Raw genomic sequence first — 20,159 nt, forward strand, 5'->3', positions numbered from 1 at the left:
ATTGTTATGAAAAAGAATTTATTAAAAGGAGCTTTAGCTTCAGTAATCGTATTAAGTACCGTTGCTTTTACCAGCATTAAAAAACAAATCGATGTAAAATCTAGTACTGTAGTTTGGACAGGAAAGAAAGTTACTGGTGAGCATAGCGGAACTCTTCAATTTAAAGAGGGACATCTTATGGTTGAAGATGGAAAACTTGTGGGTGGTGAATTCACTATCGATATGACCTCCCTAAAAAATACCGACCTTGAAGGAGAAAGCAAACAAAAATTAGAAGGGCATTTAAAATCTGAAGATTTTTTCGGAATTGAAAATTACCCAACTTCTAAATTAGTTTTTACTAGCGTTGCTTCAAAAGGAAATGGAATGTATGGAGTTGTTGGAAATCTTACCATCAAAAATGAAACACACCCAATAACTTTCGATCTTAAATATTCTGAAGATGCTGCATCTACTACCCTATCTATAGATAGATCTAAATATGATGTGCGTTATGGTTCTGGAAGTTTCTTTGATAATTTAGGAGATAAAACCATCTATGATAATTTTGATCTTGATGTAGATCTTAAATTCTAAGTTTCAAGAGAATAAAAATTAAAACCGTCTACTGTACTTTAGTCGGTTTTTAATTTCTTTAAATCAAAAACTTAAAATTCTTTGTCATTAAAAATATCATACTTATATTTGGCGAAATGAAAAATTTAACTGTACATACTTGGTGGTGGAATAATTTACGTCAAAACGTCGTGAACTAACACTCCTATAGTATAATATTATATACAAAAAGGCTTGTCTCACGACAAGCCTTTTTTTTATTCCTAATTTTCAAAAAATATGTTTCAATTAAATACTACCTATAAAAAGTTACTTGCAGATACCATTACGCCAGTAAGCATCTATTTAAAGATTCGAGATAAATATCCTAATAGTCTCTTACTGGAAAGCAGCGATTATCACGCTAACGATAATAGCTTTTCCTATATCTGCTGTAACCCAATTGCATCCATAAAAGTAGAGAATAATACTATTTCTAGAACCTTTCCTGATGGCAGCACTACTTCGGAAAATATAGAATCCAACACAAATATTCCGGAAGTAATTCAAGCGTTCTCTCAAAATTTTAAGGCTGAAAGATCAGATTTCAAATTTATAAATAATGGACTTTTTGGATACATCGCTTATGACGGAGTTCAATATTTTGAAGATGTCAACATCAGCAAGAAAAAAGGGAATTTAGAGATACCTGATATTTATTACGCGGTTTATCAGAACATCATCGCCATCAATCACTTTAAGAACGAAGCTTACATTTTCGATCATAATTATGATACTGAAAGCAATCTAGAGGAGATCGAGCAATTGCTTAAAGTGAAGAATTTTGCAACCTATAATTTCACCAGACAAGAGGATCCAACTTCAAATCTTACCGATGATGAGTTTATCGAGAATGTGAAATTGGGTAAAAAGCATTGTCAGCGTGGAGATGTATTTCAATTAGTGCTTTCCAGAAGATTTTCTCAAAAATTTAAGGGCGATGAGTTCAACGTATATCGTGCGCTTAGAAATGTAAATCCTTCTCCTTACTTGTTTTATTTTGACTATGGGAATTTCAAGATCTTCGGAAGTTCTCCAGAAGCGCAATTAGTGGTAAATAATGGTCAGGCAGAAATTCATCCAATTGCAGGAACTTTTAAAAGAACCGGAAATGATGAGCAAGATGCTATTTTAGCTAAAGAGTTGGCCGCAGATGAAAAAGAAAATGCAGAGCATGTAATGTTGGTAGATCTTGCCAGAAACGATCTTAGTCGCCATAGCAGCGGGGTAAAAGTGGAAAAATATAGAGAAGTTCAGTTCTTTTCCCACGTCATTCATTTGGTGAGCAAAGTTACCGGTGTTAAAAATAAGGATACCGCAACTATGCAGTTGGTGGCAGACACCTTTCCTGCAGGAACTTTGAGTGGTGCCCCAAAACACAGCGCCATGACACTTATAGAAAAGTATGAAAATGTAAATAGAAGTGCCTACGGTGGTGCCATTGGGTTTATGGATTTCAACGGAAATTTCAACCATGCCATAATCATCAGATCCTTCGTGAGTAAAAATCATCAACTTCATTATCAGGCTGGCGCGGGAATCGTGTCAGAATCTAAAGAAGAAAATGAATTGCAAGAAGTTTATAACAAATTAGGCGCATTGTCTAAAGCATTAGAATTAGCAGAAGAAATATAATTAGGGCGTTTCCCTTCGGGTCGGGCTTTCGGTAGTCGCTTACCGGTTAACACCGGTAGAGCTCCGCAAAACCTCAATCCCTAACGCAAAAAAAAAGAAATGAAAAAAATATTGGTCATAGATAATTATGATTCTTTTGTGTACAATTTGGTGCATTATCTGGAAGAATTAGACTGCGAAGTAACCGTGCTTCGAAATAACGAATTAAGCTTGGAAGATGCTGAAGATTATGATAAGATCTTACTTTCTCCAGGTCCTGGAATTCCAGATGAAGCCGGTTTGCTAAAAGCTATTGTAGAAAAATATGCACCTACCAAAAGTATTTTGGGCGTTTGCCTTGGGCAACAAGCAATTGGTGAGGTATTTGGTGGTAGTTTAATCAATTTAGATGCTGTTTATCATGGTATTGCTACAAAGATCAAAACTTGTGTAGATGATGAGATCTTGTTTGCCGGTTTAGATAAAGAGTTCTTAGTAGGGAGATATCATTCTTGGGTAGTAGCGCCTAACCTGCCAGATTGTTTAATTGCAACTTCTTATGATGAGAACGGACAAGTAATGTCTTTACGCCACAGAGATTTTGATGTAAAAGGAGTACAATTTCATCCAGAATCGGTTTTAACGCCTGATGGAAAAAAGATGATCAAGAATTGGGTGAATAGTTAGCATACCAAGAGTCGCTGAAACAAGTTTAGCATAAAGCACCAACCAATTTAAGATGTCACCCCGAGCGGAGTCGAGGGGTCTATAACAAGAAAAAAATGAAAGAACTTTTAAACAGACTTATAAATCACGAAACCATTTCTAAAGAAGAAGCCAGAAAAGCTTTGGTGAACATCTCGAATGGAGAATACAACGAAAGTCAGATCGCTGCTTTTTTAACGGTGTATATGATGCGGAGTATCACTATAGAAGAATTGGAAGGCTTTAGAGATGCACTTTTAGACCTTTGTCTTTCGGTAGATCTTAAAGCATATAATCCTATTGACCTTTGCGGAACCGGTGGCGATGGAAAAGATACATTTAATATTTCTACGCTTTCATCCTTTATAACCGCTGGTGCCGGAGTGAATGTTGCAAAACATGGTAATTACGGAGTTTCTTCTGTAAGCGGAAGTTCTAATGTCATGGAATATTTAGGCATTAAATTCAGCAGCAACTCAGAATTCTTAGAAAAGTGTATTGCAGAAGCCGGAATTTGTGTTTTACACGCTCCTTTATTTCACCCGGCAATGAAAAATGTTGCGCCAATCAGAAAATCATTAGCCGTAAAAACATTCTTTAATATGCTAGGCCCTATGGTAAATCCTGCATTTCCGAAGAATCAATTGGTGGGAGTTTTCAATTTAGAATTAGCAAGAATGTACGGGTACCTATATCAGAACACCGATAAGAATTTTACCATCCTACACTCTTTAGATGGATATGACGAGATCTCGCTTACAGGAGCTACTAAAGTAATTTCAAATAATTCAGAAAGAATGTTAGAAGCATCAGATTTTGGGGTTTCTCAATTAAAAGCAAATGAAATTGCCGGTGGCGGTTCTATAGAAAGTTCAGCTATTATATTTACCAATATTTTGAAAGGTAAAGGGACTGAAGCTCAAAATAATGTGGTTTGTGCTAACGCAGGAATGGCCATTGCAACATCTAAAGATCTTTCTCCAAAAGAGGGATTTGAGCTTGCAAAAGAATCTTTATTAACCGGAAAAGGATTGGAAGCACTCAAAAAGCTTCAGGCTTTAAGTGAACATTCTAAGTTTTAATTAAAATTACATCATGAATATTTTAGATAAAATCATAGCAGATAAAAGACAAGAAGTAGCTTTAAAAAAGCAACTTATCACTTCAAGTCAACTCACAAAATATCCGCTATTCAATAGAAATACCAGTTCTCTTGCAACCGCTTTAAAGAACAGCAAATCTGGGATTATTGCAGAGCATAAAAGAAGATCCCCTTCAAAATCTGTCATCAATCAAGATCTGAATGTGCAGGATGTTGCAAGAGGCTATGAAAAAGCAGGGGTTTGCGGAATGTCTGTTTTAACCGATTCAAAATACTTTGGAGGCTCATTAGACGATTTGATCTTAGCTAGAGCATCGGTTAAAATGCCTCTTTTAAGAAAAGAGTTTATCATAGATGAATATCAAATCTTCGAAGCAAAAGCTCATGGTGCAGATGTAATTTTGTTGATCGCTGCCATATTATCTCGAGATGAGATCAAAAACCTTTCAGAATTGGCCAAGAGTTTAGAATTGGACGTATTGTTAGAAGTTCATAATTTAGAAGAGTTAGAGAAATCTATCATGCCGAGCTTAGATATGTTGGGTGTGAATAATAGAAACCTTAAAACTTTTGAGGTAAGCACCGATATCAGCAAAAGTCTGTCAGAAAAAATTCCATCAGATTTTGTAAAGGTTTCGGAAAGCGGAATTAGTTCTGTAGAAGCTATTCAAGATCTAAAAAATTATGGATATCAAGGTTTTCTAATAGGCGAGAATTTTATGAAAACAAACGATCCAGGCGAAGCCGCAACAAGTTTTATCAATACTCTAAATCAATAAGATGAAACTCAAAGTGTGCGGAATGCGGGAAACCGAGAATATTCTTGACGTTTCAAATTTGAAACCCGATTATATGGGTTTGATATTTTATGAAAAATCACCAAGATTTGTAGAAAATTCAATCCCTGAATTGTCTTCAGACATTAAAAGAACAGGAGTTTTTGTAAATGCAACTTTAGATTTCATTCTTAAAAAAGCTCACGATTATAAACTAAAAGCGATTCAATTACACGGAGAAGAATCTTCAGTATTTTGTAAAGAATTAAAGTCGGCATTGAATAAAGAAATAGAAATAATAAAGGTGTTTTCCATAAAAGAAAGCTTAAATTTTGAAGAATTAGCATCTTATGAAGGCATTGTAGATTTCTTTTTATTTGATACAAAAGGAAAGAACAAAGGTGGCAACGGAATGGTTTTCAATTGGAATGTACTGAAAGAATATCCTTCTCAAACGCCATTTTTCTTAAGCGGCGGAATTGGGTTGGAAGAAATTGAAGAAATACGATCATTACATACTTATTTTCAGAAGGAGAATAAATCAGAATTGTTATACGCAGTAGATGTGAATAGCAAATTTGAAAATTCACCCGGAAATAAAAATGCTGAACAGGTATTTGAATTTCAAAAACAGCTTCAGCAAATAAAATAAAAGTTTTAAAAGAAAAAGATCAAGAAAAATGACATATCAAGCTAACGAAAAAGGATATTACGGTGATTTTGGTGGTGCATACATCCCGGAAATGCTGTATCCAAACGTGGAAGAACTTAGATCTAGATATTTAGAGATCATGAAAGAAGAATCTTTTCAGAAAGAATTCAAAGCTTTGCTGAAAGATTATGTGGGTCGTCCTACTCCACTCTATTTCGCAGAGAGATTGAGTAAAAAATACAAGACAAAGATCTATCTAAAACGTGAAGATCTTTGTCATACCGGAGCTCACAAGGTTAATAATACCATTGGCCAGATCTTAATGGCAAAGAGATTGGGAAAAAATAGAATTATTGCAGAAACAGGCGCTGGTCAGCATGGTGTAGCAACTGCTACGGTTTGTGCGTTGATGGGAATTGAATGTATTGTGTATATGGGAGAAGTAGATATTGCTCGCCAAGCTCCTAATGTTGCCAGAATGAAGATGCTAGGCGCTACAGTAATTCCTGCAAAATCTGGAAGTAAAACACTGAAAGATGCTACCAATGAAGCGATACGAGATTGGATTAATAATCCGGTAGACACGCATTATATTATTGGTTCTGTAGTGGGACCTCATCCTTATCCGGATATGGTTGCACGGTTTCAGAGCGTGATCTCGGAAGAAATTAAAGTTCAGCTAAAAGAAAAAGAAGATAGAGAAGCTCCAGATTATGTAGTGGCGTGTGTTGGTGGTGGAAGTAATGCCGCAGGGATCTATTTTCATTATTTAGACAATCCGGAGGTTGGAATTATCGCCGTAGAAGCAGCAGGAAAAGGAATTTACACAGGAGAAAGTGCTGCAACCTCAGCTTTGGGAAAAGAAGGTATTATTCATGGAAGTAAAACTTTGTTGATGCAAACCGATGATGGACAGATCACAGAGCCATATTCAATTTCAGCTGGCTTAGATTATCCAGGAGTTGGCCCTATGCATGCTAATTTGTTCAGAACAGGAAGAGGTGAATTTATTTCTATTACCGATGATGATGCAATGAAAGCAGGAATTGAACTTGCTAAGTTAGAAGGAATTATTCCGGCTATAGAAACATCACACGCTTTAGCGATCTTTGAAACTCGAAAATTTAAAGAAGATGATATTGTTGTAGTGAATCTTTCGGGTAGAGGAGATAAAGATCTTAGTACTTATATAGATTATTTCAATTTATAGAAAGCACTCCTTAAACTTCAATATTTAAAGAATTTAAACAAACCACATGAATCGAATTAATCAAAAATTAAAAGAAGATAAAAAACTTCTATCTATATATTTTAGTGCAGGTTACCCAGAATTAGAAGATTCTGTTCAGATCATTCAAGATCTGGAGAAAAGCGGAGTAGATTTCATAGAGATCGGACTTCCTTTTAGTGATCCTTTAGCTGATGGGCCCACCATTCAAGAAAGCTCCACTAAAGCTTTAAAGAATGGAATGACCACTCAAAAACTTTTCAGTCAGATAAAAAACATTAGAAGTTCTGTTGAAATTCCATTGATCATCATGGGATATTTCAATCCGATCTTACAGTACGGGATTGAAGAATTCTGTAAAAAATGTAAAGAAGTTGGGGTTGATGGCTTAATAATTCCAGATCTTCCGGTAGATGTATATTCAGAAAAATATAAGTCGATTTTTGAAAAATACGGTCTAATTAATATTTTCTTGATTACTCCTCAAACTTCAGAAGAGCGAATTAGATTTATAGATTCTGTTTCTAACGGCTTTATTTATATGGTAAGTAGCGCGAGCGTTACCGGTTCTAGCAAAGGATTTGGTGAAGAAACCACCAAATATTTCGAAAGAATTTCAAAAATGAATTTAGAGAATCCACAAATAGTTGGATTTGGAATTAGCGATCATGAAACCTTTTCTCAAGCTACAAAATTTGCGAAAGGTGCAATTATTGGAAGCGCCTTTATAAAACATCTCGATAAGAATGGTACAGAGCATATTTCTGATTTTGTTTCTTCAATTATACCTTTAACCTAATTGTAACACTGCTTTAATACAAATTAAGAGGCTTTCCCTTTAAATTTATAAAGAATAATAAACTCAACTAGTTATGGAAAAGAAATTTGAAAGAAAAGAGGAACAAAAAAATCCTACGAATCTAACCGGAAATAGAAATATCGAAACAAATAAAGTTGATATTGATGATAAAACCATCAAAGAACAACAAAATAAAAAGTAATAATGGGTAGAGGCGATAAGAAAACAAAACGTGGAAAAATTGCACTTGGAACTCACGGAAAATTGAGACCAAAAAGAAAAAAATTTAAAGTAAAACCTACTACGCTTGCAGATCAGGATAAAAGAGAACTTCAATAGTTTTAAAGTTCTTTTCTATTAAAAGTACCCTTTATATTGTAAAACCCTGAAATCAATAGTATTGAATTCAGGGTTTTGCTTTTTCATCTTTTTATAAAGATCCATTCCGCCAACTGCTCTATTTGCAGAACCTGAAGGAGCGGTTAAAGAAACTGTATTTATCAATCTTCCATCCAGCAAGAATTGATGAATTCTCGGTACTTCTTTAGAAATGATTTTTAACTTAATATCTGGGTAACTATCTTTTAAATGTCTTCTAAAGAAATATTCGGGTCCGTTCTTGCTATTTCCACCTGTAAATAAGAGGGTTTCAACATTTTTATTTTCTCTTAAAATACTTATCATATCTCTAAGTTCCGGATATTGCATTCCGAGATCTGATGCGTCTATTTTATCTCTCCTACTACTTTCTACAACATCGCAAATACCAATCTTTTCTCTATTCAAGAATTCTTTTCTTTGCAAAACAGCTTCTGCAGTATTTTCAAATTTAAGATCAAGATCGAATAATTTATTCAGAATTGGCCAAAGCAGACCATCTCTGCTGCCATAGCAAAAATCTACATCTCCTTCTTTAAGTTCTCCTGTTGTAAATCTTGGTGGTGGTAAGGTTCCAACTATTAATTTTTTGGCTCCCTTCGGAATAAATGTTCCGTAAGGATGTTGATGATGAAACATTTCCTCCTTCTTCATATCCTCAATTCTACTCACTAAAGTTTATTTCATAACCACTACCAGATCATCCGAGAATACCATTAATCCTTCTTTTAGCACTACATGACTCACTTCTCCTTCTGAATGAGCAGTAATAGTAGTTTCCATTTTCATGGCTTCAATAATAAATAAAGGCTCGTTCTTTTTAACCTTTTGACCAGGTTTTACCAAAATTGTAGAAAGTGATCCCTGTAATGGGGCACCTATTTCCTTTTCGTTATTCTTATCTACTTTTTGATGAACAACCTTTTCTACTTTAATAGATTTATCCTGAACTTGAACTGCTCTTGTTTGTCCGTTTACCTTGAAGAAAACATCTACCATACCATCGCTATTCGCTTCTCCAGCAGATAATAACTGAATCAATAAAGTTTTTCCTTTATCCATTTCTACGATGATCTCCTCACCAGGCTCTAACCCATAGAAGAAATTTTTAGTTGGAATGCTAAGCACATTTCCGTATTCTTTGTGATGATTGTAGGCATCTGTATATACTTTTGGATATAGTTTATAAGAAAGGAAATCTGTAATATCCAGTTTTCTACCCATTCCCTCACCAAAGGTCTTTTCGAATTCTTTAAATTCTTCTTCGAAATCTATAGGTTCCATATGCGCATTTGGTCGTTCTGTATATGGTTTTTCATCTTTTAGAACGATCTTCTGAATCTTCTCCGGAAAACCTCCTACAGGTTGACCAAGATCTCCTTTAAAGAAACTCTTCACAGATTGTGGAAAAGAAATATTTTCACCTCTTTCCAATACATCTTCAATAGTAAGATTATTACTCACAAGATATTGCGCCATATCTCCAACCACTTTTGAGCTTGGTGTAACTTTAATAATATCGCCAAAAAGATCATTCACCTTAGAATACATTTGGGTGATCTCATAGAATCTATCTGAAAGTCCTAAAGATTCAGCCTGTGGTTTCAAATTAGAATACTGTCCGCCGGGAATTTCATTTTTATAAACATCGGCAGATCCAGCTTTAAGTCCGCTTTCAAAAGGATAATAATAACTTCTGGTAGCTTCCCAATAATGAGAATATTCGTTTAGTTTGTCCATATCAAAATCTGCAGCGCGACTCTGGAATTTCATCATTTCTACTATAGAGTTGAAATTTGGCTGTGATGTTAAGCCGGAAAGTCCTCCCAAAGCCACATCTACCACATCTACGCCGGCTTCTATAGCTTTTAGATAAGTCGCCGCCTGAATAGAAGAAGTATCGTGTGTATGCAAGTGAATAGGAATATTAATCCTTGATTTTAACGCGTAGATCAATTCTTCTGCTGCATAAGGTTTTAAAATACCAGCCATATCTTTAATTCCAAGAATATGAGCACCGGCATCTTCCATTTGTTTTGCTAAAGACACATAATACTCTAAAGTATATTTAGTATTACTAGTATCTAAAATATCTCCTGTATAACAGATAGAAGCCTCTGCTAATCCTCCTGTATTTTCTCTTACATATTTAATGCATGGTTCTATAGATTTCATCCAGTTCAAAGAATCGAAAATTCTAAAAACATCTACGCCATTTTCCCAAGATTCGGTAACAAATCTTTCAATTAAATTATCTGGATAAGCGGTATAACCAACACCATTAGAACCTCTTAACAACATTTGCAACAATACATTTGGCATTGCTTCTCGAAGCATTCTTAATCGCTCCCACGGGTTTTCTTTTAAAAATCTTAAGCAAACGTCAAATGTAGCACCGCCCCAAACTTCCATACTAAAAATGTTGGAATGATTTTTTGCGAAACCTTCTGCAACCTTCATCATATCATGAGTTCGCATTCTGGTTGCCAATAAACTTTGATGCGCATCTCTCATGGTAGTGTCTGTGAATTTCACTTCATTTTGATGCCTTAACCAACGAGAGAATTTTTCGGGACCATATTCTGTAAGAAGATCTTTTGTCCCTTTTGGATATGCTCCATATTCATCGAACTTTGGAACTTTCGGAATTAAGAACTTTTTATTGTGATCTACTACCTTTACATCCGGATTTCCATTTACAGTGATATCGCCTAAGAAGTTCACTAGTTTAGTAGCTCTATTCCTAGTTTCTTTTATTTTGAAAAGCTCCGGATTGTCTTTTATAAAATTAACGGTAACCTTCCCTTCTCGAAAAGTTGGATGTGCCAGAATATTATCAAGAAAAGCCATATTGGTCATTACCCCACGTACTCTAAATTCTGCCAGCGCTCGTCTCATTTTTCTGCAAGCACCGTCTAAAGTTCTACTACTAGCTGAAACTTTTACTAGCATAGAATCGAAAAATGGAGAAATAGTAACCCCTTGATAAACACTACCCGCATCTAATCTAATTCCGAATCCGGAAGCACTTCTATACGTGGTTATGGTACCATAATCTGGTTTAAAATCGTTGCTCGGATCTTCTGTTGTTATTCTACATTGAAGTGCATATCCATTGATTTTTACACTATCCTGATTTCCAATTTTTATCTGCTCATCGCTTAATTTATATCCTCCCGCAATAAATACTTGAGTTTTTACAAGATCGATATTGGTAATGATCTCTGTAACGGTATGCTCTACTTGAATTCTTGGATTTACCTCGATAAAGAAGATCTGTCCATCTTCCACTAAAAATTCCACAGTTCCTATATTATTATAGTTTACTGCGCCGCATATTTTTAATGCATAATCATATAACTTCTCTTTAGTATCCTGATCTAAGCCTAAAGAAGGAGCAAATTCTATTACTTTTTGATACCTGCGTTGCACCGAACAATCCCGCTCAAATAAGTGCACCATGTTACCATGATTATCTGCAACAATTTGAATTTCTATATGCTTTGGATTTTCAACAAATTTTTCAATAAATACGGTATCATCTCCAAAAGCATTTCCAGCTTCTCGTTTAGATTCTGGAAAAGCAGATCTCAATTGCTCTTCATCTCTAATAACACGCATTCCTCTACCTCCACCTCCGGAAGCAGCTTTTAGCATTACAGGATATCCAATTCTTTTGGCTTCTATTACCGCGGTTTCAATATTATTAAGCTCTTCTTTATTGCTTTCTATAATTGGAACATTATTGGCAACCGCTACTTCTTTAGCTTTTACTTTATCTCCTAAAGATTTTAAAACTGAAACTTTTGGTCCGATAAAAATGATGTCGTTATCTTCACAGGCTTGAGCGAATTCAGCATTTTCTGATAAAAAACCGTATCCGGTATGAATGGCATCTACACCATTCTTTTTAGCAATTTGAACAATTGCCTTTATATTTAAATAAGGTTTAAGCGGATCGTTGTCTTCACCAATCTGGTAAGATTCATCTGCTTTATAGCGATGGAGAGAATATCTGTCTTCAAAGGTATAAATACCAACAGTTTTAAGACCAATTTCTGTACAAGCCCTAAATATTCTGATGGCAATTTCTCCTCTATTCGCTACTAAAACCTTTTTTATTTTCATTATAAGATGACTATTTATGTTAAAAAAATAAGATTTTGAAAGTTATTAAAATAATAGCTGATACAATAATATTTATAGGGCTTTACACCTATTAAATTGTTAAAATAAAAAAACCACCAAAATGGTGGTTTTAAAATCTAAAATTGAAATTATTTTATCTAGTAAAAACTAACTCTTTATCATTTGGAGATTCATTCTTGCTATATCTATACCCTTCATAATCAAAAGATTTTAGCTGCTCTATGGTTTCTACATCTTTATCTATAATATATCTAACCATAGCTCCTCTTGCTTTCTTTGCAAAAAAACTAATGATCTTCAACTTTCCATTCTTAAGATCTTTAAAAACAGGCGTAATAACTTCTGCCTTTAATTTTTTAGCAGCTACCGCTTTAAAATATTCATTGCTAGCAAGATTTATAAAAAGCTCATTCTCCTCCATCTCCTTATTTAAACTATCTGTAATTTTAGTCTGCCATACTTCATAAAGAGTATCATTTCTTTCTATTCCAATAGAAGTTCCCATCTCCAGTCTATAAGGTTGCATAAGATCTAGCGGTCTTAAGATACCATATAGCCCAGAAAGAATTCTTAATTTATTTTGTAATGCATCTAACTTTTCTGATGGGATAGTATATGCATCTAAACCTGAATATACATCACCATCAAAAGCATACATTGCGGGGCGGGAATTTTCTTTGGTATGATCTTCTTGAAAATCTTTATATCTGCCATAATTTAGATCTGCCAGTTTCTCACTGATGCTCATCAAGTCCATCAACTCATTTTTGGTTTGGCGAGATAGCTTTTTATTAATCTTAATAGTGGTATCCAAAAACTGAGGTTGCGTTCCTCTTGTAGTTGGGAGTTTACTTTCAAAATCTAGACTTTTTGCGGGTGATAGTAAAATTTTCATAGAATGCTTTTAAATAAAAAAAATGCTATTAATATGCGTTGCACAAAAATAGCATTGTAATAGTAAGTTTTCAAACCTGAAATTTATTCATTTTCAATACGGCTATTGATGAAAGTTATTTGCGTGAGGGATTGAGGCTTTGTTGGAGCTCTCCCGATCTTATATCGGGAAGCGACTGCCGAAAGCCCGACCCCAATTTTTATTGGGGGCACGCCCTACTCCTCGTCTATAAAATCTTTCTGATTCTTAGAATAATTACGCCATTTCTCTATGCACTTTGTCATATCTTCTGGTATTTCAGAATCAAAACTCATCCATTCTTGTGTAACAGGATGAACAAAGCCCAAAGTTTTTGCATGTAGTGCCTGGCGAGGTAAGATCTTGAAACAATTATCTACAAACTGTTTATATTTTGTAAAGGTAGTACCCTTTAGAATTCTCTCGCCCCCATAGCGCTCATCATTAAATAAGGTGTGTCCAATAAATTTCATGTGCACTCTTATCTGGTGAGTCCTACCGGTTTCTAACTTACAAGAAACCAAGGTTACGTAACCAAAACGTTCCAACACTTTAAAGTGAGTAACTGCAGGTTTTCCTTCGTCTTCCTGGTCTCCTATATAAACTGTGTTTTGTAATCTATTCTTTGGGTGCCTTCCAATATTTCCTTCTATAATTCCTTCTTCTTCCTCGATATTACCCCATACCAATGCCACGTATTCTCTAGAACTCGTTTTCTTGAAGAACTGCTTGGCAAGATGCGTCATCGCTGTTTCTGTTTTAGCAATAACCAAAAGTCCGCTGGTATCTTTATCTATTCTGTGCACCAAACCAGGTCTTTCGCTACTGTTATTAGGCAGATTATCTATATGAAAGATCAAGGCATTAATAAGGGTGCCACTATAATTTCCGTGACCTGGATGCACCACCATTCCTGCTGGTTTATTAATCACCATTAAAGAATCATCTTCGTAAACTATGTTTAGAGGAATATCTTCTGGAGTAAGTAAAAATTCATACGGAGGATGCTCGAACATTACCTGCACTACATCTCCCGGTTTTACTTTATAATTTGATTTTACTACTACGCTGTTCACATAGATATTTCCATCTTTCGCCGCCTTCTGAATTTTATTTCTGGTAGCATTCTCGATGTAATTCATCAAATATTTATCTACGCGTAAAGGTTGTTGCCCCTTGTCTGCAGTAAATTTATGATGTTCGTAAAGATCATCGTCCTGAGTTTCTAATTCTGGATCTGTATTAGAATTCGTCATTTTCATCTATTTGTGTTGCAGGTTCTTCCACGTTTAAAGTATCATCTTCATCAGTAGAACCTGAATAATATCCAGAGCCATCTCCAAGAACCAGATCTATTACAGAAGTTTTCATTAATTCTGTACCTGGTTTTAGCAATGCTCCCTTATGTCTTAATTCTAGAACAGCATCTTTAGCGATGTCTGGCTTATATGTTACATCTCCTATGGTAAAACCTAAAGATCTTAAAGTAGGTTCTGCTTGGCGCCTGGTTCTTCTAATAAGATCTGGCACCTCAATTTTTCTATACCCCGAAGGATTCAAATTGATATAGATCTTTCTATTTTCCTTTACAAACTTTCCTGCAAGGGGCACTTGGTCTATTACAGAGTACCTAGGATAATCTGGATTAAAGTTAGCAGAATCTAAGATCTCATAACGAAGGTCTAATTCTTCTAATTTAGTTTCTACCTTATCCAAAGATAACTTTGCAAGATCCGGAACCTCGATTCGCTGATCTTGATTTGTAGATAGGTCTAACCATTTCATAGTTAGAAAAGCTAGTACCACAAGTACTATTACGGCAAGCACCAATTGAATTACAAAGGTCTTGCTGAAGATAAATTTAAATAGGCCCATAGATTCTTAATAATACGCAAAGATATAAAAACGCCACGGTTTTGGTAGCACTCTGGAATAGTCATATTTTTGTAAACGTAAATCAAGCAGTATTATTTAATATGAAGAAAAAAGTTGCCATCGCTATGGGCGGGTTTTCGAGTGAATATCGTATTTCTATTAACAGTGGAAATGTAGTTTACAAAAACCTGGATCGTAATTTATATGAACCTTATCGCGTTCATATCATGCAAAATGAATGGTTTGTAATTGCAGATAACGATACTCCTTACCCCATAAACCGCAGCGACTTTACTGTAAAAATTAATGATACTACCATTGCTTTTGATTGCGTTTTTAACACAATTCATGGAACTCCGGGTGAAAATGGATTGCTACAGGCCTATTTAGAACTTGTAGGAATTCCACAAACTTCTTGTGATTTCTATCAGGCTGCTCTTACTTTTAATAAAAGAGACCTTATTAGCGTTATTAAACCCTACGGAATAGATACTGCTGCCAATTATTTTCTGAATAAAGGTGATGATGTTGATACAAAAGAGATCATTGAGGCGGTAGGGCTACCTTGTTTTGTAAAAGCTAATAAAGCTGGAAGCAGTTTTGGAATTACAAAGGTAAAACATGAAAATGAAATAGAGCAGGCTATACAAACTGCTTTCAAAGAAGATGATGAGATCATTATAGAATCTTTTCTAGATGGTACAGAAGTTTCTGTTGGAGTAATTACATACAAAGGTGAGATCTTGGCATTACCGGTTACGGAGATCGTCTCAGAAAACGAGTTCTTTGATTATGAAGCTAAATATTTGGGGAAATCTGAAGAAATTACACCTGCAAGAATATCAGACGAGCAGACAGAAAAAGTACAAGAGCTCGCTAAGCATATTTACCGAAAATTAAAAATGAAAGGTTTTACGAGATCAGAATTTATTTTTCATAACAATGAACCTCATTTTATTGAAATGAATACTACGCCGGGATTAAGTGAAGCCAGTATTTTACCTCAACAAGCAGAAAAAGCGGGTATTAGTTTAAAAGAGCTTTTTGGAAGCGCTATAGAAACGGCACTAAAATCTTAATTTCATTATATTTGAGTAAACTCGGGTGCACTTTATTTTTTGATGTGTCAGTTAAAATAAGAAATAACAAATCTTAAGCGATGAAAAAAGCGGTCTTTCCTGGATCTTTTGATCCTGTTACTTTAGGACATACAGATATTATAGATAGAGCCTTGCCGCTTTTTGATGAGATTATTCTTGCTATTGGTGTAAATGCCGATAAAAAATATATGTTCTCTTTAGAAGACCGAGTTAAATTCTTAGAAAACACTTATAAGAATGAACCTAAAATAAAAGTAAAAACGTACAAAGGGCTTACTGTAGACTTTTGTAAAGCTGAAAATGCTGCTTTTATTTTAAGAGGACTTAGAAATACAGTAGACATGGAATTTGAAAAAACTATAGGCCAGGCAAATTTTAAAATGTCTGGTATTGAAACCCTCTTTCTGATCTCCTCATCTGGAAAAGGATTTATATCCTCTAGCGTAGTGAGAGACATCAGAAAGAATGGAGGGGATTATTCTTTTATGGTGCCCGAAGCCGTTGAATAGAAAATTAAAAAACACTGAATTTCTTTCTAAAACTGATATTTAAAACCTAATCCACCAAAATAATTTCTCGGATTACCCGGATAGTAAGATCTTGGAGCTTGTCCTCCAAAACCTACTGCATTCGGTAAAATGCTAGAAGCATATTTCTCATCTAAGATATTATTGACCCCTGCATTAAAAGAAATATTCCAATTATTAGCAATCATAAAATTATAGCTCGCTTTAAAATTTAGAAGTTGATAATTGTCTGAGTAATCAGAATTAGCATCATTCAGGGGAATTTCTCCTACCGCTAAATAATTTGCATGAATACTTAAGCTTTTCTTATAAAGTAGATCTACCCCAAGATTAATGGTGCTTTTTGGAACTCCAGGCAATCTATTTCCTGAATACTCTATATCAGAATCTATAAACTTATCAAATCTGAAAAAATTTAAACTACCATTTAGATATGGATTTATGGTAATATCCCTTTTAAGATCTATTCTATAATTCGCTTGAAATTCAATTCCGTTATGATCTGTTTTTCCAACATTTGCACCAACATATCTATCTTCTGCTACGCGCTCTGCCACCAGTAGATCTTCCACTTGTATGGAGTAAAAACTTATTTGCGTATACAACCTGTTCTTCAGCCAATTCCCTTTAAAACCAATCTCATAATTTACACCGGTTTCTGGATGAAGATCTGTGTTTATAGCGCCATCTGGCGTCAAGGTTTCAGCCACAGTTGGGGTAGAAAATCCATGACTAATAGAAGCATAAAGATTCTTATTGCTGTTCAATTCAAATAGAACTGCCACTCTGGGAGAAAAAATTGTTTTAAAACTATAATCTCCTGTTTGGTCTACAGTGTCTCCCTCGAAAAGATCTGTAAGTTTATAATTAGTAGTATTTAAATTAAAACCAGATTCTAAGTTCCATCTATCAGAAAGCTCTAAATTAAGCTGAGCAAAAAAATTGGCGTATTGCCTATCCTGATCATTCTTATTAATAACCACACCCCGAATGCTACCCAAATTTTCAAAATCTCTATATAAATTCTGATAATTAGAGATCTCATACCATTCTTTATAATAAGCAATTCCAAAGCTAAGTTCAGATGGAAGTTTAAAGATTTCAGACTCAAAGTTAAACTTGGTCCTGAATCCGGTAGCAATTCTATTTTCCTCTAAAATATCAAAAGGACGAGGTTCATAGGCGTCTCTAAAATTTACAAAAACACTAGAAGTATTCTTTAGATTTTGAGAAAATGAATGTTCGTAAGACACTCCAAACATCCCTCGATCGTATGATTCGTAACCCTGTGAGGCTTTCCATGTAAAGGCAGCAGAAGTTGGGTTGTTAAGATAATCTGAATAATTTATAGAACTTGGAATAAATGCTTTTAGTTGTGTGAAATTTGCAAGAATATTCAGATGGTCATTTTCGGTAATCTTTAAGCCGTAATTTAAAAATCCGGAGCTCCTCCTATATTTTCCATTATCTCGGTATCCATCAGACCTTAGATCGCTAAAATTTACAAATATTGATGACCTTTTAGACCCTATACCCGCAGATATAGTGTTTTTATTTAAGTTATAACTTCCAAAAAGACTCTCTACCTTGAAGTTCGAATACTCCTCACCAATAATTTTACCATACAGATTGATTGCACCTCCCAAGCCTGCTCCATATAAACTTGAGGCCGGACCTTTTATAATTTCGATACTTGAAATGGTCTCTGCATCAAAATCATCTAAAGTGAGCTCTCCCTCTCCCGTAGTAAGTGGAATCCCCTCAAAATAAGCCTGAATTCTATTAGTACTATACTGTGATCTGCTTCCAATACCACGAATGTTTAATTTGTTGGTATTCAAAGCACCTTGATTGGCATATACTCCAGGAATCGTATTGAAAATTTGCACGAGATTTGAGGCATCTACTCTTTCTAGATCTTTAGAAGAAATCACATCTACTGCACCTGGAAAGTTTAAGGTCTTAGTCTCAATTAATGAGCTGCGCACCAATACTTCCACTAGCATTTCGGCTGCTGAACTTAAATAGAGAATATTACTTTTATCATCTTTCGACAATTTTGTTTGAAGATCATTATAATTTAGAGCGTTAATGGTTACTAATAATGGTAACGCTTCCTCTTCAATAAAAAAGATACCATTGGCATTCGTATTAGCAACTAAAGAATCAAGCCTATTAAAAACTGTAGCGTTCTTAATAGGCTTAGACGTATTACTATCTAAAATTTTGAATTCTATTTTTTGAGCTTGAAAAGCTATACTAAACAGCAAAAATACGAATAGAATAAGATGTTTCTTCAAATTTCTAATTTTGTACAGATACTCTCCAAACAATTCCAGAGTCGTCATCATTTACTAAAAGTGACCCATCTGGCAGCGTAGTTACTCCTACAGGTCTACCATAAACTTCTTCATTAGCATCATCTGCAATGAAACCGGTAAGGAAATCTTCTGGTTGTCCAGGTTTACCATTTTCGAAAGGAATGAAAATCACTTTATATCCAGAAAAAGGTTGTCTATTCCAAGACCCATGTTGCCCTACAAAAGCTCCGTTTATATATTTTTCAGGAAATTGTTTACCATTATAAAAAGTGAATCCTAAAGATGCAGTATGAGGCCCAACGGGTACATCTGGAATTATAGCGGCATTTACAAGATCTGTATGAGAATCATCTTCCCACCTTGGATCTTTTATAGCGCCAAAATAGGAATAAGGCCATCCATACCATCCGCCTTCTTTTACACTGGTTACGTAGTCTGGAACCAGATTATTTCCTAGTTTATCTCTTTCATTTACAGCTGTCCACAGTTCTCCGGTAATGGGATTCCAATCCATTCCAACCGGATTTCTTATTCCACTAGCATATATTTTCTCACCAGAGCCATCTAAATTCACCTCTAAAATATTAGCTCTACGCACCTCTTTATCCATTCCATACTCTCCTGCATTACTGGCAGAACCTACAGATATATAAATTTTAGATTTATCTTTATTAGTAATAATATTTCGAGTCCAATGATTATTATAACCTCCAGCCGGCAATTCCACTAACTTTTCTCCTTTTTTGGTGATCTTGGTATCCCCTTCATTATACGGATATCTATAAAGTCCGTCTGTATTAGCTACATAAAAATAATTATCTATCACTAACATTCCAAATGGAGAATTAAGATCTTCCATAAAAATGCCACGCGTATCTGGGACCCCATCTTGATCTTTATCTCTTAGGATAGTTATTCTATTTGCGCTATTCTTAGTATCGCTCTCTACCACGAAAATATCATTATTTGGAGCTACATAGGTCCACCTAGGACTTTTAAATCCATCTGCAAATCGCTCTACTTTAAAACCTTCAGGCGCTTTTGGGGTAGTACCTTCTGGCCAATTTACAAGCTTACTTACCTTGGCTACAGATTTAGATGCATATGGAGCTGGCAACTCTAACGTCCCAATTTGTGTAATTACCTTATCTCCAGGCTGCTTTCCCAATGCTGCTTTTCTGTCTTCAGATAGCTCTTTCACCTGTGCATTCATCTGAAATACAGATGCAACAAGAAGACTGCTTAATATGATCTTTCTCATAGAAATTAAAATTTTTGATAAATATAATCGTTAAGAAAGGCTACTGAAAATTTTAATATTAGATTGGGTTTACTTTAACTATTTGCTAACCAAAATTTTGAATTTTATTTGTTTTGGCGACCTTATCAGTTTTGAGTAAGTTTACACCCTTAATTGGCATGTCTT

The 20,159-nt window shown here is 34.9% G+C and carries 19 protein-coding genes; 12 read left to right on the forward strand and 7 right to left on the reverse strand.

Annotated elements, in window-relative coordinates:
- The first annotated feature begins 6 nt into the window (after positions 1–6).
- The 10 genes from BLT84_RS00260 (at position 7) to BLT84_RS00300 (ending at position 7,809) form a co-directional block, all read left to right on the forward strand.
- Complete coding sequence (locus BLT84_RS00260; RefSeq protein WP_091262078.1) at positions 7–576, forward strand: YceI family protein; 570 nt, start codon at positions 7–9, stop codon at positions 574–576.
- 258 nt (positions 577–834) lie between these two features.
- Positions 835–2,229: an anthranilate synthase component I family protein gene (locus tag BLT84_RS00265; RefSeq protein WP_091262080.1), complete on the forward strand. Its 1,395-nt coding sequence runs from the start codon at positions 835–837 to the stop codon at positions 2,227–2,229.
- Positions 2,230–2,328: 99 nt separating this feature from the next.
- Positions 2,329–2,895, forward strand: coding sequence for an anthranilate synthase component II (locus tag BLT84_RS00270; protein WP_034889100.1), 567 nt, complete (start codon positions 2,329–2,331; stop codon positions 2,893–2,895).
- A gap of 95 nt (positions 2,896–2,990) precedes the next feature.
- A complete protein-coding gene (trpD, locus tag BLT84_RS00275) occupies positions 2,991–3,995 on the forward strand; it encodes an anthranilate phosphoribosyltransferase (RefSeq protein ID WP_091262082.1) in 1,005 nt (334 codons plus the stop codon).
- 13 nt (positions 3,996–4,008) lie between these two features.
- Complete coding sequence (gene trpC / locus BLT84_RS00280; protein ID WP_091262084.1) at positions 4,009–4,794, forward strand: indole-3-glycerol phosphate synthase TrpC; 786 nt, start codon at positions 4,009–4,011, stop codon at positions 4,792–4,794.
- A gap of 1 nt (position 4,795) precedes the next feature.
- Complete coding sequence (locus tag BLT84_RS00285) at positions 4,796–5,443, forward strand: phosphoribosylanthranilate isomerase (protein ID WP_231929397.1); 648 nt, start codon at positions 4,796–4,798, stop codon at positions 5,441–5,443.
- Positions 5,444–5,471: 28 nt separating this feature from the next.
- Positions 5,472–6,653, forward strand: a complete 1,182-nt coding sequence (gene trpB / locus BLT84_RS00290) for a tryptophan synthase subunit beta (RefSeq protein ID WP_034889092.1) — start codon at positions 5,472–5,474, stop codon at positions 6,651–6,653.
- Between the two features lie 46 nt (positions 6,654–6,699).
- On the forward strand, positions 6,700–7,470 hold the full coding sequence (trpA, locus tag BLT84_RS00295) for a tryptophan synthase subunit alpha (protein WP_091262086.1): 771 nt from the start codon (positions 6,700–6,702) through the stop codon (positions 7,468–7,470).
- Positions 7,471–7,543: 73 nt separating this feature from the next.
- Complete coding sequence (locus BLT84_RS16280) at positions 7,544–7,672, forward strand: hypothetical protein (RefSeq protein WP_262489655.1); 129 nt, start codon at positions 7,544–7,546, stop codon at positions 7,670–7,672.
- A gap of 2 nt (positions 7,673–7,674) precedes the next feature.
- Entirely contained in the window at positions 7,675–7,809 is a 135-nt protein-coding gene (locus BLT84_RS00300; RefSeq protein WP_081891310.1) for a 30S ribosomal protein THX, read from the forward strand.
- A gap of 18 nt (positions 7,810–7,827) precedes the next feature.
- On the opposite strand, the gene BLT84_RS00305 is transcribed toward BLT84_RS00300, so the two are convergent.
- The 5 genes from BLT84_RS00305 to BLT84_RS00325 all read right to left on the reverse strand — a co-directional run bounded on the left by BLT84_RS00305 (position 7,828) and on the right by BLT84_RS00325 (position 14,785).
- Positions 7,828–8,487: a uracil-DNA glycosylase family protein gene (locus tag BLT84_RS00305; protein ID WP_091267881.1), complete on the reverse strand. Its 660-nt coding sequence runs from the start codon at positions 8,485–8,487 to the stop codon at positions 7,828–7,830.
- A 39-nt stretch (positions 8,488–8,526) separates the two neighbouring features.
- On the reverse strand, positions 8,527–11,976 hold the full coding sequence (locus BLT84_RS00310) for a pyruvate carboxylase (protein WP_091262089.1): 3,450 nt from the start codon (positions 11,974–11,976) through the stop codon (positions 8,527–8,529).
- Between the two features lie 154 nt (positions 11,977–12,130).
- Positions 12,131–12,892 (reverse strand): peroxide stress protein YaaA, encoded by a 762-nt coding sequence (yaaA, locus tag BLT84_RS00315; RefSeq protein WP_091262091.1) that lies wholly within the window; start codon positions 12,890–12,892, stop codon positions 12,131–12,133.
- Between the two features lie 215 nt (positions 12,893–13,107).
- Entirely contained in the window at positions 13,108–14,166 is a 1,059-nt protein-coding gene (locus BLT84_RS00320) for an RluA family pseudouridine synthase (RefSeq protein ID WP_091267884.1), read from the reverse strand.
- Positions 14,153–14,785, reverse strand: coding sequence for a PASTA domain-containing protein (locus tag BLT84_RS00325; protein WP_034889085.1), 633 nt, complete (start codon positions 14,783–14,785; stop codon positions 14,153–14,155). Before BLT84_RS00325 ends, BLT84_RS00320 begins: the two co-directional genes overlap by 14 nt.
- A 101-nt stretch (positions 14,786–14,886) precedes the next feature.
- Between BLT84_RS00325 and BLT84_RS00330 the strand changes: the two genes are divergently transcribed.
- Positions 14,887–15,864, forward strand: a complete 978-nt coding sequence (locus BLT84_RS00330) for a D-alanine--D-alanine ligase (RefSeq protein ID WP_091262093.1) — start codon at positions 14,887–14,889, stop codon at positions 15,862–15,864.
- Between the two features lie 80 nt (positions 15,865–15,944).
- Positions 15,945–16,394, forward strand: coding sequence for a pantetheine-phosphate adenylyltransferase (coaD, locus tag BLT84_RS00335; protein ID WP_034889081.1), 450 nt, complete (start codon positions 15,945–15,947; stop codon positions 16,392–16,394).
- A gap of 26 nt (positions 16,395–16,420) precedes the next feature.
- Here the strand turns inward: coaD and BLT84_RS00340 are convergent, their stop codons facing one another.
- Positions 16,421–18,712 carry a TonB-dependent receptor family protein gene (locus BLT84_RS00340; RefSeq protein ID WP_231929399.1) on the reverse strand — a complete coding sequence of 764 codons (2,292 nt, stop codon included), beginning with the start codon at positions 18,710–18,712 and terminating at the stop codon, positions 16,421–16,423.
- Between the two features lie 4 nt (positions 18,713–18,716).
- Entirely contained in the window at positions 18,717–19,994 is a 1,278-nt protein-coding gene (locus BLT84_RS00345; protein WP_091262097.1) for a PQQ-dependent sugar dehydrogenase, read from the reverse strand.
- Positions 19,995–20,159 lie beyond the last annotated feature (165 nt).

The organism is Gillisia sp. Hel1_33_143 (assembly GCF_900104765.1).
Lineage (GTDB): Bacteria > Bacteroidota > Bacteroidia > Flavobacteriales > Flavobacteriaceae > Gillisia.

What these genes read in the sequence shown, in the direction of transcription:
- coaD (WP_034889081.1), top strand. Translation starts at nt 15,945, where the DNA reads ATGAAAAAAGCGGTCTTTCCTGGATCTTTTGATCCTGTTACTTTAGGA.
- trpB (WP_034889092.1), top strand. Translation starts at nt 5,472, where the DNA reads ATGACATATCAAGCTAACGAAAAAGGATATTACGGTGATTTTGGTGGT.
- BLT84_RS00260 (WP_091262078.1), top strand. Translation starts at nt 7, where the DNA reads ATGAAAAAGAATTTATTAAAAGGAGCTTTAGCTTCAGTAATCGTATTA.
- BLT84_RS00285 (WP_231929397.1), top strand. Translation starts at nt 4,796, where the DNA reads ATGAAACTCAAAGTGTGCGGAATGCGGGAAACCGAGAATATTCTTGAC.
- BLT84_RS00310 (WP_091262089.1), bottom strand. Translation starts at nt 11,976, where the DNA reads ATGAAAATAAAAAAGGTTTTAGTAGCGAATAGAGGAGAAATTGCCATC.
- trpC (WP_091262084.1), top strand. Translation starts at nt 4,009, where the DNA reads ATGAATATTTTAGATAAAATCATAGCAGATAAAAGACAAGAAGTAGCT.
- BLT84_RS00300 (WP_081891310.1), top strand. Translation starts at nt 7,675, where the DNA reads ATGGGTAGAGGCGATAAGAAAACAAAACGTGGAAAAATTGCACTTGGA.
- BLT84_RS16280 (WP_262489655.1), top strand. Translation starts at nt 7,544, where the DNA reads ATGGAAAAGAAATTTGAAAGAAAAGAGGAACAAAAAAATCCTACGAAT.
- BLT84_RS00305 (WP_091267881.1), bottom strand. Translation starts at nt 8,487, where the DNA reads ATGTTTCATCATCAACATCCTTACGGAACATTTATTCCGAAGGGAGCC.
- trpD (WP_091262082.1), top strand. Translation starts at nt 2,991, where the DNA reads ATGAAAGAACTTTTAAACAGACTTATAAATCACGAAACCATTTCTAAA.
- BLT84_RS00345 (WP_091262097.1), bottom strand. Translation starts at nt 19,994, where the DNA reads ATGAGAAAGATCATATTAAGCAGTCTTCTTGTTGCATCTGTATTTCAG.
- BLT84_RS00270 (WP_034889100.1), top strand. Translation starts at nt 2,329, where the DNA reads ATGAAAAAAATATTGGTCATAGATAATTATGATTCTTTTGTGTACAAT.
- trpA (WP_091262086.1), top strand. Translation starts at nt 6,700, where the DNA reads ATGAATCGAATTAATCAAAAATTAAAAGAAGATAAAAAACTTCTATCT.
- yaaA (WP_091262091.1), bottom strand. Translation starts at nt 12,892, where the DNA reads ATGAAAATTTTACTATCACCCGCAAAAAGTCTAGATTTTGAAAGTAAA.
- BLT84_RS00330 (WP_091262093.1), top strand. Translation starts at nt 14,887, where the DNA reads ATGAAGAAAAAAGTTGCCATCGCTATGGGCGGGTTTTCGAGTGAATAT.
- BLT84_RS00325 (WP_034889085.1), bottom strand. Translation starts at nt 14,785, where the DNA reads ATGGGCCTATTTAAATTTATCTTCAGCAAGACCTTTGTAATTCAATTG.
- BLT84_RS00320 (WP_091267884.1), bottom strand. Translation starts at nt 14,166, where the DNA reads ATGACGAATTCTAATACAGATCCAGAATTAGAAACTCAGGACGATGAT.
- BLT84_RS00265 (WP_091262080.1), top strand. Translation starts at nt 835, where the DNA reads ATGTTTCAATTAAATACTACCTATAAAAAGTTACTTGCAGATACCATT.